This window comes from Shewanella sp. SM69, from assembly GCF_025653985.1.
GTDB classification, from domain to species: Bacteria; Pseudomonadota; Gammaproteobacteria; order Enterobacterales; family Shewanellaceae; genus Shewanella; species Shewanella oncorhynchi.
In genome coordinates this window covers 320,680-337,029 of sequence record NZ_JAKKRV010000002.1, presented here as the reverse complement: position 1 = coordinate 337,029, position 16,350 = coordinate 320,680, and the positions used below count along the sequence as shown (strand labels likewise).

Below are 16,350 nucleotides of genomic sequence, written 5' to 3'. Positions count from 1 at the left end.
GCAGCAGTCTGTGCTGCCCTGATATTATGGAACTGTATTTCAAACTATCGATCAGCTATCGAGATTTCTTACCTTATTATCAAGGGCTTGCCGATAAAGTCGAGGTTCGTGAAACTCAAGGGCGGATTTTGTGGATTAATGGCCGTCATTTTAGGCGTTTTTTAACCGAAAATGGCATTCAAGGCTATTTCAAATTGGTTTTAGATGACAAGGGACAATTTGTTTCATTAAATCGAGTTTAGTCTTAATTTGTTTATCTTTACTTAGAGCAATTACTTTAAACGGTCGGCTGATTACTAAACTCGCTTTGTGATATTTTATTTTTAAATATGTTAATGAATTATATGATTTTTTAATGTGTTTTTATGTTTCATTCCTATTCCGCTTTTCGCTAATTTAAATCTCTCCTTTTTAGTTAACGGTACAAATGTACCTACATGCTTAATTCTTTAGAAAATTTTCTCTAACTGCGCCTTGCTCAAGGGGATTAATTGCTGTAACAATGATGTTACCTGTGAGCTAACAAGATGTTGGTTGTAATTCCTAAAACAAAGAATCCAGCAGGGTACGGAGAGCTAAAATGAAAATTGTTAAAAATAGTTTTAACAAATCGGCGCTTGCTTTGGGGGTGGCGTCGGCATTGAGTTTGTTAATGATCCCAAGCGTTAATGCAGTATCTTTTAATTGGGGAGAGGTTGAGGGCACATTTGACTCAACTTGGACTGCTGGTGCGAGCTGGCGTGTAGGGGAGCGCGATTGGGAAGGTCAAATTGGTAAGGTTAATCAACCCCAATTCGATTGGTCTAATTACAGCGCATTTGGCAATACTAAATACACTTCTGCTGAGATTTGGGCCCAGCCCGGATCGTATTCCAGTAACAATGACTTAAGTAATTTACTTTATTCTCAAGGCGATACTACGTCCGAAATCGTTAAAGGTTTGCATGAATTGTCATTGAAATACAAAAACTATGGTTTATTCGCCCGTGGTATGTATTTCTATGATCGTAAACTCAATGATGGTAATTATGATTTTAATGATCCGATAACGGGCAAAGAGTTTGACCCTTGCGAAGATAATCGTGCTTCAGAAGTTCAATGTAAAGATATTCGCTTACTCGATGCGTTTGTGTATGGCAACTTTGACCTCAACGATGGCGCTAATCCATTATCTATTCGTGTAGGTAATCAAGTGGTGTCATGGGGTGAAAGTACACTGATTGCCCATGGGATCAGTGAAATCAACGCCGTTGACTTGAACATACTTAATGCGCCAGGCGCTGAACTAAAAGAAGCGTTCAGACCTCAAGGCATGGTGTGGGCTTCCCTTGGTTTGACGGATTCATTAACGGTAGAAGCATTCTATCAATATGATTGGCAACCTATTTGGGTTCCAACACCGGGTTCTATTTTTGCGACTAACGATTTTGCGGGTTTCGGTGGTTACGCTCAAAACGCTCAGCTTGGGTTTAATGCTAACCCTGACATCAATTTAGACTTTGTGATGCAAGAATACGAGCGTTTAGCGGGCATGATTGCCAGCGGCCAATCTATTCCGACACAGCAATTGGTTTCTATGGCCTTAGCTTACCCAACAAAAGTGACGCTAGTGCAGGATGAGGCAGAGCCAAGCAATGATGGCCAATATGGTATTAAGCTGGGTTATTACGCGCCTTCACTGGGTGAAACCGAATTTGGTTTTTATTTCATGAATTACCATAGCCGTCGTCCTCTTATCAGTGGTACAGCCGCCGATTTTAGCACGGGTGCACTTTTGTCTGATCTGGCGACCATAGGTCAAAACTCGGGTAACATTGATCGTGAATTGTTGCTCAATTTGAAGAGTTTCTCTAAGGCGCAAATCGTTTATCCAGAAGATATCAAGCTTTACGGTTTCAGTTTCAATACCTTGGTTGGTGATACCTCTGTCGCGGCTGAAATTGCCCATCGTCAGGATGAACCACTGCAAATCGATGACGTAGAATTGTTGTTTGCCGGTATGCCACAGCAGTTAGCTAACGCTGGTCTTCGTCCAGATCTCGATGGTATTTCACAGATTAAAGATGTTAAGCCGGGTGAAACCGTGGATGGCTTTATCCGTCTTGATACCACTCAGGCGCAGATGACTTTCACCCATTTATTTGGTCCAACGTTAGGCTTAGATAACTTGACTATGTTGGCCGAAGTGGGTGGCGTGTGGATCCATGATATGCCAGGTTTTGATGAGCTACGTCTCAATGGCCCAGGTACGTCACGTTCTGGCGGCAACCCAGATATGCCCGGCATCATTCAAGCTTTGCATAATGGTCCTGAAACGAACCCGTTCCCAACCGACTTTGCTTGGGGATACCGTTTAGTTGGAAAGGCGGATTTCAACAACGTATTTGCTGGGGTCAATATGTCTCCACGGGTGATTTTCTCCCATGACGTTGATGGTATTACACCTGATCCTATGTTCCTGTTCACGGAAGGACGTAAGTCTGTCGCGCTAGGCGTTAACTTCGACTATCAAAACCGTTGGGGTGCAGATATCTCCTATAACAATTTCTTTGGCGGTGTCGGTACGACGAATGCGATGGCAGATCGTGATTATGTTTCATTCAATATCAAGTATTCGATCTAAAAGGACTCAAACAATGAAGAAACTGACGATATTGGCGAGTGCAGTCATGCTGGCGTTCGCAGCGCCAGTCGCTATGGCTAAGATATCAGAAGCTGATGCGGCAAAACTTGGCAATGAACTTACCCCTTTAGGTGCTGAAAAAGCAGGTAATGCTGATGGTTCTATTCCTGCGTGGGATGGTGGTATCACTAAGCCTGTGGCGGGTTATACCAAAGGGATGCACCACCCAGATCCTTTCCCTGAGGATAAGATTGAATTTACTATTACCAATGCTAACAAAGCGCAATATAAAGATTTTTTAACGCCGGGTCAGATGAAGTTGTTCGAACTTTATCCTGATACCTACAAGATGAATGTGTATAAGACTCGCCGTAGCGCCTCTGTACCACAGTTCGTTTACGATGCGACTAAAGTTAACGCGACTCGTGCTGAACTGATTGCACAGGGCAATGGTATTTCTGGTGCGGCTATTGGTATTCCATTCCCGATCCCTGCCAATGGTTTAGAAGCAATTTGGAACCACATTTTGCGTTTTCGTGGTATCGATATCGAAACTTCCCGTAGCCAAGCTGCACCTACAGCCGATGGTAGCTATAGCTTAGTGGAAACGGCTGAGGAAATTCGCTTCGAATATTCTCGTCCAGAAATTACCTTAGATCAGCTTAAAGCCAGCAATACGCTGTTCTACTTTAAGCAAGTGGTGACTCAGCCTGCACGTTTAGCAGGTACAGCCTTATTAGTTAAAGAAACCATGGATCAAGAGGCGCTTCCCCGCCAAGCTTGGACCTATAACACAGGTCAACGTCGAGTACGTAAAGCGCCGAACGTGGCTTTTGATACACCGGGTACAGTGTCAGATGGTCTGCGTACGACAGATGATTTCGATATGTTTAACGGCTCCCCAGTGCGTTACAACTGGGAACTGGTTGGCAAAAAAGAAATTTATATCCCGTACAACGATTACAAACTGCATTCGGATAAGCTGAAATATGACCAAATATTGAAACCCGGTCATGTGAATCCTGAGTACGTTCGTTGGGAAAAACACCGTGTATGGCAAGTGAGGGCGACGCTGAAAGACGGTATGCGCCACATTTATAAAGTGCGCGATATGTACCTTGATGAAGATTCATGGCAAGTGTCAATCGCCGATCTCTACGACAACCGTGATCAGTTGTATCGTGTGGCCGTTGCACATGGCTTGAATTATTACGAAGTACCTGCACAGTGGGATACTTTAGAAGTCTTCCATGATTTGCAATCCCGTCGTTATCTCGCCATGGGCTTAGACAACCAAAGTGGCATGTATAACTTCGATGCCAAACTGACTGAAGCTAACTTTACCCCCGATGCATTGCGTCGTGAAGGTATCCGTTAATAGGCCACGTACAAAGGGGCGCTTAGCGCCCCTCATTAGTTTAAGGAAGTTTGTATGTCGTTTCGCATCCTTCAGTGTGTCGCTGTATTAAGTTTCGGTGGCGCTTTTTTTCCTTCTACATTATCTGCAACGCCCTCTGATCCGATTTTTTCTCAAGTTCAACCTCTTGCTGCTTCATCTTTGATTTTAGATATTGCCAACGTAGGCGCAGGTTTAGTGGCTGTGGGTGAACGTGGCCATGCTCTGGTGTATGACGGCAGTTGGCATCAAGTGGCTACGCCCGTGAGTTCACAGCTGACCAAAGTCTTTTTCCTCAATGAAAAACGCGGTTGGGCTGTAGGTCATGATGCAACCATTTTACAGACTCAGGATGGCGGTCAAACTTGGCAGTTACAAATGCATTCGCCAGAGATTGAAAAGCCTTTCCTCGATGTGGTGTTTTTAGACGAAAACAATGGTATTGCCATTGGTGCTTACGGTTTGTTTTATCGCACCAACGATGGTGGCGCCCATTGGCGTGAGGAGTTCCATGAGGAGCTTTTAGCTGAAGAAGATGTGGCTTATTTGGCGGAGTTAAAAGGCAGCGATCAATCGGCCTATTTGAGTGCGCGCGCTTCATTATTGCCGCACTTTAATCGTATTTTAACCTTAACCGATGGACGTTTATTATTGGTTGGCGAGCTGGGCTTAGTCGCTGTTTCTGGCGATCAAGGTAAAACATTTACGCGTACCAATTTTGATTACGATGGTTCTATGTTTAACGCCGTAGAAACGAAAAATGCTGTGTATGTGATGGGCCTTCGCGGTCATATATTCAAAGCTGATGTGAGTTTAAGCCAATGGAATCAAATAGAACTGCCGGTGCAATCCTCAATCAACGGTGCCATGGTTGTTTCTGACGACGCGCTATATTTAGTGGGAAATGCGGGGATAGTGATCAAGCTAAATGAGGATGACACTAGCAGTATCGTGACTCGTCGCCAAGGGGAAAACTTAGTGTCTATTGCGAAGGATAATCAAGGGAATATGTGGTTATCCGGCAGCCAAGGGCTGTTTATTCTTAAGCCATAAAATTTTAAAACTACAATAAATAATAGGGCCGAGAAGATGTTAGAAAAACTGGTCAACGGATTTGAGTCATTTTTGTTTCGCAATCGCGCATGGGTCGTCGGCATTTTTGTGTTTTTGACGTTGTTTTTTGGCTATCAGGCCAGTCAACTCAAAATGGATGCGGCTTTTATCAAAAATATTCCACTGCAGCACAGTTATATGCAGACCTACCTGAAACACCAAAAAGATTTTGGTGGTGCCAACAGCATCATGGTGGCGGTTGAGGATACCAGCGGTAATATTTTTAATGCTAACTATTTTGATACCTTAAAAAATGTGCATGATCAGCTGTTTTTTATTCCAGGGGTTGACCGTGCGCAGGTGAAATCAATTTTTTCGCCTTCCACTCGTTTTACTGAAGTCGTTGAGGATGGTTTTGCTGGCGGGCCAGTTATTCCAGCGGATTTTTCAACTTCAGTGTCTGGGTTAGAAACGGTTCGCGATAATATTGAAAAAGCAGGGATTGTCGGCCGATTAATTGCCAACGATTACAGTGCGGCTATGGTGTCGGCTCAATTAATGGATTTTGATCCACAGACGGGTAAACCGCTTGATACCATTGCTTTTGCTGCACAATTAGAAAAAGAGCTTAGGGGCAAGTTCGAAACCGATAAGGTTAAAATTCACATCATAGGTTTCGCCAAAATGGCGGGGGATGTGGCTGATGGCGCTAAGGGCGTGTTGCTGTTCTTCGTGATCGCGATTTTGATCACCGCCGTCATGGTTTACCTCTTTTCTAAATCCATCATCTTGACCATGTTGCCACTGGTCTGCAGTTTAACGGCTGTGGTCTGGCAGCTTGGTTTATTGACTGTGATAGGTTTCGGTCTCGATCCTATGTCGATTCTGGTACCGTTTTTAGTCTTCGCCATCGGTGTGAGCCACGGGGTGCAGATCATCAATGCTGTACGGCGCCGAGTGCTCGACGGGCAAACGACAAAAGCGGCTTCGGCGTCGGCATTTCGTAGTTTATTAGTGCCGGGTGGTGTGGCATTACTGTCCGATACTGTTGGTTTTATTACCCTGTTATTTATCGATATTGGGATTATTCGCGAGCTGGCGATTTCTGCCTCGCTCGGTGTTGGCGTGATCATTTTCACTAACCTTATCCTGTTGCCTTTGGTGATTTCTTTTACTGAAATCAAAGTCAATAAACATGCAGAACCGACGGCTGAAGAAGTGCGAACTGAGGCGATTTGGCGCTTCATGGCGCGTTTTGCGACGCCTAAATATGCTGTGGTAGTCATTATTGCCACTGTGGTGTTGTATTTTGTGGGTTTGCAACAAGCCAATCAGATGAAGATTGGTGACTTACAGGGCGGCGCGCCAGCGTTACATCAAGATTCGCGTTATAACCTCGATACCTTCTTCATCACAGATCATTTCTCTATCACCACAGATGTGATGACTGTGATTGTTGAGGCAGCACCTGAAGCCTGTACTTACCACGATGTGCTCACTCAAATTGATCAGTTTGAGTGGTTAGTGCGCAATACCCCTGGGGTGGAGTCGACAGTGAGTTTGGCGTCAGTCGCTAAAAAAGTGAATGCTGGCTTCAACGAAGGTAATCCAAGATGGGAAGTGTTGCCGCGTACAACGGCGAGCTTAGTACAGGCCATTGGCCAAATTCCCACGACTTCAGGTTTATTAAATGGCGATTGTTCTGTCATGCCTGTGTATCTGTTTATGAAAGATCACAAGGCCGAAACCATAGAAACTGTGGTCGCTAAGGTTAAAGCCGTCGCCGCGAAAATGGACAACGAGAAGTTGCAGTTTAAACTGGCGTCGGGTCCTGTGGGTGTAATGGCAGCGACTAACGAAGCGGTGGCTGAGGCACAGTTACCTATGATGATATACGTCTATGGTGCAGTGTTTGTACTCTGCTTAATCAGCTTTAAATCTTTTAAAGCCACTGTGGCGGTCATTATTCCGTTATATGTCGTGTCGACACTGGCACAAGCTTTGATGACTCAGCTCGATATTGGCTTAGCTGTCAGTACCTTACCTGTCATTGCGCTGGGGGTTGGTATTGGTGTGGACTATGGTATTTATATCCTCTCGACTATGTCGTCTAAGCTATCGAATGGTATGCCAGTACAGCAGGCTTACTATGAGGCGTTGGTCGAACGGGGTAGTGCGGTGATCTTTACGGGCCTTACATTGGCGATTGGTGTCAGTACTTGGTTCTTCTCGGCACTTAAATTCCAAATGGACATGGGAATATTGTTAACATTCATGTTTGTGGTAAATATGCTCGGTGCCATAATTATCCTACCTGCATTGGCCGCCATTTTCTGGCGCCAACCTAAGTAGAGTCTACAAATGGGGAGCTAAGCTCCCCATTTACTTTTGAATACTTAGTCTGCTTTATCGATTGTTTGGTCATTTGTCATTCCTTGTTTACGCCAATACTGGATTTCAAGAGGATGTACCACTAAAATTTTCCTCGAAATACAGCGGTTTTAGTAATAAACTTCGCGCGACGATCTAGATCACATTAATTTATCTGCGATTGTTAAGCCGAAGCATCCAAATAATGAAAAAAGCGCTGCCATAGACGCTTAAGGAAACAGCAACATGGCCTTGAAAGATGCAATGCCTTCAGTACTACTTGAAAATGTAGTCAGTTTAATTCACGCTAAAGTCCCTAATTCACAAGCCAAGCAAGTTGAACAGTTCGCCACCTGCCTTTATGCCCACATGTCGAAAGACGATCTCAATGCGCGTAATGACAGTGATTTATACGGTGCGGTTCTCAGTTTATGGAACGCCCTGAACAAAACACCAAAAGGTAACACTCATCTGAGAGTGTTCAATCCTAGCCAAGCCAAACACGGCTGGCAATCTACTCACTCGATCATTGAAGTTATCCAACCTGACATGCCATTTTTGGTCGATTCAGTTGGTATGGCATTGAAGCGAATGGGTATTACTGCTCACATGATGTTGCACACTCCACTGGCGATTGAGCGTTCAGAAAGTGGTGTGACGAATGTCACTTATCTTAATCAGAGCCCTGAAAGCACTGAGCATGTCGCCGTATTTTTGATTGAAATTGACCGTCAAAGCAGCACGGTTGATATCAAAGCATTAGAGCGCGAAATTCAGTCTGTGCTTGCCGATGTCGCTTCATCAGTCAACGACTGGGAAGTCATGTCTGCCAAGTTGGCTGAGATGATCAAGGAATTGCCAAAACGTCCGTTCCCGGGCGATAAGCAAGAGTTAGAAGAAGCGATTAACTTCCTGACTTACTTGAATAATCATCACTTTACGCTATTAGGTTACCGTCAATACGATTTGAAACGTGTCGAAGGTGACGTTGAGTTAGTGCCTAATATCGCCTCTAGTTTAGGTTTGATGAACAAGCACACTAAAGCGCAACCTGAGCAAGGTTTGTTGTTATCTAGCTTCTCCGATAGTGCCCGCAAAGAAGCCTTAGATCACAGCTTACTGATCCTCACTAAGAGCAGCGCTAAGAGCCGCGTGCATCGCCCAGCTTATGTCGATTATATCGGTATTAAGCGTTTCGATAAGAAAGGCAATGTGATTGGCGAAGATAGATTTATCGGTTTATATGCGTCAAACCTGTATAACCGCAGTCCACGTGAAATCCCACTGCTGAATGAAAAAGTGCAGCGTGTGTTAGATCGTTCAGGCTTGACCCCACGTTCACACGACTATAAAGCCCTGCTAAACATCCTTGAGAATTTACCTCGTGACGAGCTAATTCAAGCCAATGTTGATGATTTATCGCACATGGCCCATGGCGTGTTAGAAATGCAAGACAGAGACAAGCTGAAACTCTTTGTACGCAAAGATGGCTTTGGCCGTTTCTTATCCTGTTTAGTGTACGTTTCTAAGGATCGTTACAACACTAAACTCCGCCAAGATACTCAACGTATTCTGGCCCAGCACTTTAACAGCAAAGAAGATGTAGAGTTTACGACTTATTTCTCCGAGTCGACGCTAGCCCGCACTCACTACATAGTCAAAGTTGATAACAATAATATGGATGTAGATGTGGCTGCCATAGAGAACAACTTAATAGAAGCGGCACGTTCGTGGGAAGATAAGTTAAGCACTGCGCTTAACAGTGCACTCGGCGAAGAAGCTGGCACTCATCTGACTAAGCGTTATTTCAATGCGTTTGAGCAAAGCTATAAAGAAGACGTATTGCCAAGTTCTGCCGTCGTCGACATGCAACAGCTCGAAGCACTGGATGATGAACACAAGCTCGGCATGTTGTTCTATCAACCGCAGGAAGCGGCGCTGAACGACAACAAAGTGCGTTTAAAGCTATTCCATAAAGATGAGCCTATTCATCTATCTGACGTGTTGCCAATGCTCGAAAACTTTGGTCTGCGCGTGATCAACGAGCGTCCATATGAAGTCACGACTTCAGACGGTTCTACCTTCTGGATCTTAGACTTCTTGATGACAGTTAAAGTCGTCAACACAGATAACATCGCTGATAGCCAAGATAGATTCCAAACTGCACTGTCACAAGTGTGGCAAAAGAAGTTAGAAGATGACGGCTTCAACCGCATTATTCTGGCGTCAGGTTTAACCGGCCGTGAAGTCTCTGTATTGCGCGCGTATGCGAAATACATGCGTCAAATCGATGCAACTTTCAGTCAGTCATATATTGAAGAAACCTTCGGTCGTTACCCACAAATCGCTGATTTGTTGGTGAAGATGTTCATCCGTAAATTTAACCCTAAACTGAAAACCCGTACTCTGGGCAAGTTTTTGGAGCAGATCAATTTACGTTTAGACGAAGTGTCTAGCTTAGATGATGACCGTATTATTCGTCGTTATTTAGACTTGATTAACGCCACTCTGCGTACCAACTTCTACCAACTGGATGCCAAAGGCGAATCTAAGAGTTATATCTCGTTTAAATTCATGCCTTCACTGATCCCTGAAATGCCACGTCCACTGCCGAAATTCGAAATATTCGTTTATTCGCCACGGGTTGAAGGTGTGCATTTACGTTACGGTAAAGTGGCTCGTGGTGGTCTGCGTTGGTCAGATCGCCGTGAAGATTTCCGTACCGAAGTATTAGGTTTGGTAAAAGCACAGCAAGTGAAAAACACTGTGATTGTGCCTGTGGGTGCTAAAGGTGGCTTTGTTTGTAAACAATTGCCAACTGAAGGCGGCCGTGAAGCTTTCTTCACCGAAGGTCAAGAATGTTACCGCATCTTTATCCGTGCATTGCTCGATATTACCGATAACATTTTGAACGGTGAAATCGTCCATCCATTGGATGTGGTTCGTCACGATGAAGATGACCCATATTTAGTGGTAGCAGCCGATAAAGGCACAGCGACATTCTCTGATATCGCGAACTCGATTTCCCTCGAATACCGCTTCTGGCTCGGTGATGCATTCGCATCGGGTGGCAGCAACGGTTATGACCATAAGAAAATGGGTATCACGGCCAAAGGCGGCTGGGAATCGGTTAAGCGTCATTTCCGCGAAGTCGGTATTGATTGCCAAACCACAGACTTTACCTGTTTAGGTATAGGTGACATGGCGGGCGACGTATTCGGTAACGGTATGTTGTTGTCTAAGCACACTAAACTGGTTGCAGCCTTTAACCACATGCATATCTTTATCGATCCAAATCCGGATACGGCATTAAGTTATGATGAACGGGCGCGTTTATTCGCTCTGCCACGTTCAAGCTGGGAAGATTACAACAGCAAGTTGATTTCTAAAGGTGGCGGTATTTTCCTACGTTCATCTAAATCCATTCCATTATCGGCAGAAATTAAGCAAATGTTGGCCACAGAGAAAACCTCTATGACCCCAACTGAGCTGATGAAAGAACTGCTGAAAATGCCAGTGGATTTGATCTGGAACGGCGGTATCGGTACTTATGTGAAATCTGCACGCGAAACCCATGCTGAAGTCGGCGATCGTGCCAACGATGCATTGCGTGTCAACGGTGGCGAACTGCGCGCTAAGATAGTCGGCGAGGGCGGTAACTTAGGTTGTACTCAGTTAGGTCGTATCGAATATGCGTCTAACGGCGGCCGTATCAACACTGACTTCGTGGATAACGTAGGTGGTGTGGACTGTTCAGATAACGAAGTGAACATCAAGATTTTGCTGAACGCTATGGTAACTGAAGGTGAACTGACGTTGAAACAACGTAACCGTTTACTGGAAGAAATGACTGAAGAAGTCGGCCACATCGTACTGCAAGACTGTAAAGATCAAACACGTACTATCTCTGTGACTCAAGTGCGTGGTGCTGAGCAGTTAAAAGAGCAGATCCGCTTTATCCAGTATCTGGAAAAAGAAGGCAAGTTAGACAGAGCCTTAGAGTTCTTACCGTCTGACGACGAATTGGCTGAGCGTTTAGCCAGTGGTCGTGCGTTAACACGTCCTGAGCTATCAGTACTGGTTGCCTATGCGAAGATGGTGCTGAAAGAGCAATTAGTGACCCCAGAAATCACTGAAGATACGCTGTTAAGCCAATTGCTTATCGCCTATTTCCCGAAAAAACTTCAGGAAAAATACAGCGACAAAATGGCAACCCATCCACTGCGTGGCGAAATCATTGCGACCTCACTCGCCAATGAACTCGTTAACGACATGGGCTTGAATTTTGTTCAACGTATGCAAGATGAGACTGGTGCCTCAGTTGCTGACGCGGCAATTTGCTACACTATGGCCCGCGAAGTATTTGGTTTAGCTGAATTAACTAAATCGATCACTGACTTAAACGGCATAGTTCCTGCTGTGGTTCAAGGTGAAATGCTGCATCAGTTACGCCGCAATATGCGTCGTGCTAGCCGCTGGTTCCTCCGTCACCGTAACCGCACTGGTAGCATCGAACAAACCGTTGCCTTCTTCAAACCCGTATTTGAACAAATTAAAGACAATGTTCATTTATATCTGGTCGAAGAAGAAGCTAAGGGTATCCAATCTGAGATCAATGCTTTGGTCAAAGAAAACGTACCACAAGCTGTGGCAACCATTGTGGCTAACATGAGCACCTTGTTCTCTGCCTTAGACATTGCCCAAATTGCCCAAACAGAAGATAAGACAGTTGCGCTAGTGGCTGAAACTTACTTCAAACTCGGCGCCCGCGTTGAGCTGCACTGGTTCTTAGAACAGATCAGCGCTCAACCTGTGGCTAACCATTGGCAAGCACTGGCTCGTGCCGCCTTTAGGGAAGAGTTGGATTGGCAACAACGTGCATTAAGTTCAGTGGTACTAAGAACCTGCAGTGCAACCTGTGATGCCGAAAGCGTGATTTCTCAGTGGATTGAGATCAATCAAGGCTTATTGGAAAGATGGTTCCACATGCTAGCTGACTTCAAAACGTCGCAAAGCCATGAGTTTGCTAAGTTCTCTGTCGCCCTACGTGAACTTAACCTTCTGATCCTTCATTGCGAAGGCCAAAAGTAAACTTATTATAACAATCAGAAGCCCTGGCGATCGCCGGGGCTTTTTTTAGGTCGAGGAAAGTACATGTTTTATAAAATCGCACAGAAAGTCATGTTTCAGATGGATCCTGAGCGAGCTCACCATCTTGCTATAGGCAGTTTAAAAATGACCGCCAATAGCCCGTTAACGTGTCTATATGGACAAACGATTGCACCCGCTCCTGTCAGCTTTATGGGGTTGACCTTTCCTAACCCAGTGGGACTTGCTGCCGGTATGGACAAGGACGGCGAATCGATTGATGCCTTTCATGCGATGGGATTTGGTCATATTGAAGTGGGTACAGTTACCCCAAGACCACAGCCTGGTAACGATTTACCCCGTCTATTTAGATTAAAGCCTGCCAAAGGCATCATTAATCGCATGGGGTTTAATAATAAGGGTGTCGATAATCTGGTCAAAAATTTGATCGCTAAAAAGACCGATATTATGGTTGGCGTCAATATTGGCAAAAATAAAGACACGCCAGTAGAACAAGGTAAAGACGATTATTTGATCTGCATGGATAAAGTTTATCTCCATGCGGCTTATATTGCGGTGAATATTTCATCACCCAATACCCCAGGATTACGATCGCTACAATATGGCGATCTATTAGATGAATTATTGAGCGCAATTAAAACCAAGCAACTTGAGCTGGCCGAAAAGCATAAAAAATACGTGCCCATCGCGCTTAAAATTGCTCCAGATTTAACCATCGAAGAAATTGAAAATATCGCGCAAGCTTTGATTAAAAACAAATTTGATGGCGCAATTGCGACCAATACCACTTTAACGCGTGATGGTGTTAGCGGTCTTGCCAACGCCAATGAAAGCGGCGGCTTAAGCGGCAAACCCTTAACTGAGCTGTCTACTAAAGTGATTAAGCAATTGGCGATTTGTTTGAAAGGGCAGATCCCGATCATCGGTGTGGGCGGTATTAATAGCGCTGAAGATGCCTTAGCCAAATTTGATGCGGGCGCCACTATGATTCAGATTTATTCAGGTTTTATTTATCAAGGTCCGAAGTTAATTAAAGAAATAGTGAATGCATACCGCTTGAAATAATGATCTTAGGATTAATATAACGATCTAAAATAAGATCTTATTCTTTAACAGCGATCTAAAATGATCCTTAGATCGCTGTTAAGATCTTACAATAGATCGACTAAGTAACTGTTAAATAATTTGTATTTTATTATTTTTATTTTGATATTGGATAAAATATCTACTATTATGTCCCAGTGTTCAAATATTGGGTCACCGTTATGTTATTAATGCCGCAAAAAGATTGGCAATGGAAATATAACGATTCGTATGGTGTATTAGGCGTATCGTTAGGTTCCGAGATAGAATTTCTGACGTCTTATAAAGCAAAATTACTCATTCCAGATGCCTTATCAAGTATGGAATTTAATATTGCGCACGCCAAATTCTATATGAACTTACTCGATAGATTGCCTAAAACCCTGTCTTTGTCCGATGCCGCTATTGTTCAAATTGCGCTCAATGCCACCGCAGCCCATTTTATGCTGACACCACAAATGCCTAAATCATGGTTTTTTGATACCAGTGATGTCTGTGTTTATAGCGATGTAGGTAAAGTCTTTGAACTTAAATGCCAAAAGCAAAGGGCACTCGTGCTTGTGGTTGAAAACACCCTGCAATCGGCCTTAGTGATGTTATTATCGACCGAATGTGTTTTATCCGGTGCTAAAACTATGGTGCAGTTTGAAACCATCAAAGTGATGCATAATCGCTTACACCCCCTACGTGCGCAGCGCCACGTGGTTGCGGCATAGCGTAGTTGTAGATCAATAGTCATTATTGGTTTTTGATATCTATTATTAGCCGATAATTCGCTTAAATCTCCATAGCATTAGTGCGCTATCCGTACTCTTTTCTGCTAAGAAAGCTTTTATCTAAAATTAGTCACGTGACTCTTCAACACCTTTCTATCGAATGCTACCCAACGATAATTTGTGAGTCTTATTACTCTAAACTCGGCTCAGCTTTTTCTATCAAATAGAAGGAGAGTGACGAGGCAAAGGCTAAAAAGAACACAGATCGCAATATTCCGTCATGGGTTGCAAGCATTTTAAAGTGAATTTATTCCTTATTGATAATAAGCTCATTTGATCCACATAGATCGGTTTGCCATGGCATTTACTCGGCGACTCGCAGCTAGTCCATCCGTGGATGCTCGACCGCCCCATCCATGGGGCGGACGGTCGTCTCGCCAATCACCATGGCGCACCTTTTAGCATTTGCGTAGTCTGGGGGTTCAAATGGCGAGAGCTTGCATTTGATGATGGTTTTAAATTTTAGTTTTTTCAATGGAAAATATCGAGCAAGAATATCGCTTTGTTGTTCATGGCAAAGTTAATGTATTAATAATACTATTTTTGGGGTATCCGTTAATTTACATACCGTGCCAACCAGTTTCTCGTATATAAAGTCTCTTTTTTTACATAATAAAGTGATTGAAAAATCATCAGAATGGATGCTAAGTTTCTGGCCTATTCAAATTATTTATTCGGAATGTTCGAAACCTAACTATTTCTTGCTAGGTTTTTACGAGGAGTCTGGGTAATAAACTGTTATCTGTTTGGTGGAAAGATGGAATATAACGAAGTCAAAAGTAGCGAAATTCCGATAGACTTATTGCTCGAAGCAGACCCTTCAGAAGTTAACATTGCAACGTATTTATCTGATTCTTGGTGTTTTACTGCATCAGATAAAGGCCAAATACTTGGTGTTTGTGCCGTTAAATCTCAGAATTCGACTCTTGCTGAAATCTACAATGTTTCTGTGTACCCAGAGCATCAAGGCTGTGGTATAGGCTCTGAATTATTGAAATTTACTCTAGCAAATTTACCGATGAAAGGTATAAAAAGAGTTGAGCTTGGTACAGGTACATTTGGCTATCAACTGACATATTATCAACGTTTCGGCTTTCGCGTAGAGTCAGTGGTAAAGGACTATTTTCTACTCAACTATCCTGAACCTATTTTTGAAAATAGCATCCAGCATAAAGACATGTTAAGGCTTTACGTACTGATTTAGTTACTTAGATTACATGCGCTTCAAGAGGGACTGTCAACGTGTGGCGTTTTCAGTTCAAATTGGATGTTGAGAATTTAATAAGACACCCATTGTTAAATTTGGTTACCCAGTATAGGTCGATGAGATTAGGCACAGTCATGGAAGTGACCGTCCGTGACAGGGATGTCACGGACGAGCATACACGGATGTACTTGCTGCGAGTCACTGGAATGACAGTGCTTAACCAAACTCCATCAAACAATCTAAAATCTAGATCCTCGTTCAAAGGTATTGGCCAGCAAATCATTCCCTTTATCGACCACCAATGAAAACGCCTGCGATTGCAGGCGTTTTTGTTTATTTCTATTCGCTTTGCTTTTACGCGCTAGAGCCTTAGAAAGCGGACTACTTTTTAATCCATTTGCCTTTGGCATCTTGCACATAGTTGCCTTTATCTGTGGCGGCTATGGCTTTTTCGCCTGCGAGTTTAGCAACATCGGCTGGGGATAGTTTGTTCTTCTTGGCGATGGTTTCGTAGTGGGCGCGACGTTTGTTATTTACGTCGTCCATCACGGCTTTGGCTTCGGGATTGGCTTGCACTAATCCTAAGTAGCCGTTGGCTTGTTCGCCTAAATAGCCCTGTGATTTAGCTTCTTGAAGTGACATAGCAAAGGCGCTTAGGCTTAAGAAGCTGAGGGTTAATAGCAATAATAACTTTGTTTTTAGTCGGATTGATTTCATGGTGATTCCTCAATTC

11 protein-coding genes are annotated in these 16,350 nt (G+C 43.8%); 10 read left to right on the top strand and 1 reads right to left on the bottom strand.

The window, feature by feature from the left end:
• Window positions 1-26 precede the first annotated feature (26 nt).
• The 10 genes from L5M37_RS04810 (at window position 27) to L5M37_RS04765 (ending at window position 15,922) form a co-directional block, all read left to right on the top strand.
• On the top strand, window positions 27-242 hold the full coding sequence (locus L5M37_RS04810; protein WP_028759764.1) for a DUF2835 domain-containing protein: 216 nt from the start codon (window positions 27-29) through the stop codon (window positions 240-242).
• 338 nt (window positions 243-580) lie between these two features.
• A complete protein-coding gene (locus L5M37_RS04805; protein WP_105252651.1) occupies window positions 581-2,623 on the top strand; it encodes a DUF1302 domain-containing protein in 2,043 nt (680 codons plus the stop codon).
• Between the two features lie 13 nt (window positions 2,624-2,636).
• Complete coding sequence (locus tag L5M37_RS04800; RefSeq protein WP_198572303.1) at window positions 2,637-4,001, top strand: DUF1329 domain-containing protein; 1,365 nt, start codon at window positions 2,637-2,639, stop codon at window positions 3,999-4,001.
• 54 nt (window positions 4,002-4,055) lie between these two features.
• The gene (locus tag L5M37_RS04795) at window positions 4,056-5,072 is read left to right on the top strand and encodes a WD40/YVTN/BNR-like repeat-containing protein (protein WP_263199600.1); all 1,017 of its coding nucleotides are present in this window, start codon (window positions 4,056-4,058) and stop codon (window positions 5,070-5,072) included.
• 36 nt (window positions 5,073-5,108) lie between these two features.
• Window positions 5,109-7,424: an efflux RND transporter permease subunit gene (locus L5M37_RS04790; protein WP_263168980.1), complete on the top strand. Its 2,316-nt coding sequence runs from the start codon at window positions 5,109-5,111 to the stop codon at window positions 7,422-7,424.
• A gap of 264 nt (window positions 7,425-7,688) precedes the next feature.
• Window positions 7,689-12,533: an NAD-glutamate dehydrogenase gene (locus tag L5M37_RS04785; RefSeq protein WP_263199598.1), complete on the top strand. Its 4,845-nt coding sequence runs from the start codon at window positions 7,689-7,691 to the stop codon at window positions 12,531-12,533.
• 63 nt (window positions 12,534-12,596) lie between these two features.
• The gene (gene pyrD / locus L5M37_RS04780; protein ID WP_198572301.1) at window positions 12,597-13,616 is read left to right on the top strand and encodes a quinone-dependent dihydroorotate dehydrogenase; all 1,020 of its coding nucleotides are present in this window, start codon (window positions 12,597-12,599) and stop codon (window positions 13,614-13,616) included.
• A gap of 200 nt (window positions 13,617-13,816) precedes the next feature.
• On the top strand, window positions 13,817-14,350 hold the full coding sequence (locus L5M37_RS04775; RefSeq protein WP_263199597.1) for a cell division protein ZapC: 534 nt from the start codon (window positions 13,817-13,819) through the stop codon (window positions 14,348-14,350).
• An 817-nt stretch (window positions 14,351-15,167) separates the two neighbouring features.
• Entirely contained in the window at window positions 15,168-15,614 is a 447-nt protein-coding gene (locus L5M37_RS04770; protein WP_263199596.1) for a GNAT family N-acetyltransferase, read from the top strand.
• Window positions 15,615-15,751: 137 nt separating this feature from the next.
• Window positions 15,752-15,922, top strand: coding sequence for a hypothetical protein (locus L5M37_RS04765; protein WP_263199595.1), 171 nt, complete (start codon window positions 15,752-15,754; stop codon window positions 15,920-15,922).
• A gap of 76 nt (window positions 15,923-15,998) precedes the next feature.
• Here the strand turns inward: L5M37_RS04765 and L5M37_RS04760 are convergent, their stop codons facing one another.
• Entirely contained in the window at window positions 15,999-16,334 is a 336-nt protein-coding gene (locus tag L5M37_RS04760; RefSeq protein ID WP_106650697.1) for a YdbL family protein, read from the bottom strand.
• Window positions 16,335-16,350: the final 16 nt, after the last annotated feature.

Coding starts and splice junctions, on each gene's coding strand:
- L5M37_RS04795 (WP_263199600.1), top strand. CDS start 4,056: ATGTCGTTTCGCATCCTTCAGTGTGTCGCTGTATTAAGTTTCGGTGGC.
- L5M37_RS04765 (WP_263199595.1), top strand. CDS start 15,752: ATGGAAGTGACCGTCCGTGACAGGGATGTCACGGACGAGCATACACGG.
- L5M37_RS04790 (WP_263168980.1), top strand. CDS start 5,109: ATGTTAGAAAAACTGGTCAACGGATTTGAGTCATTTTTGTTTCGCAAT.
- L5M37_RS04805 (WP_105252651.1), top strand. CDS start 581: ATGAAAATTGTTAAAAATAGTTTTAACAAATCGGCGCTTGCTTTGGGG.
- L5M37_RS04770 (WP_263199596.1), top strand. CDS start 15,168: ATGGAATATAACGAAGTCAAAAGTAGCGAAATTCCGATAGACTTATTG.
- L5M37_RS04800 (WP_198572303.1), top strand. CDS start 2,637: ATGAAGAAACTGACGATATTGGCGAGTGCAGTCATGCTGGCGTTCGCA.
- L5M37_RS04810 (WP_028759764.1), top strand. CDS start 27: ATGGAACTGTATTTCAAACTATCGATCAGCTATCGAGATTTCTTACCT.
- pyrD (WP_198572301.1), top strand. CDS start 12,597: ATGTTTTATAAAATCGCACAGAAAGTCATGTTTCAGATGGATCCTGAG.
- L5M37_RS04775 (WP_263199597.1), top strand. CDS start 13,817: ATGTTATTAATGCCGCAAAAAGATTGGCAATGGAAATATAACGATTCG.
- L5M37_RS04785 (WP_263199598.1), top strand. CDS start 7,689: ATGGCCTTGAAAGATGCAATGCCTTCAGTACTACTTGAAAATGTAGTC.
- L5M37_RS04760 (WP_106650697.1), bottom strand. CDS start 16,334: ATGAAATCAATCCGACTAAAAACAAAGTTATTATTGCTATTAACCCTC.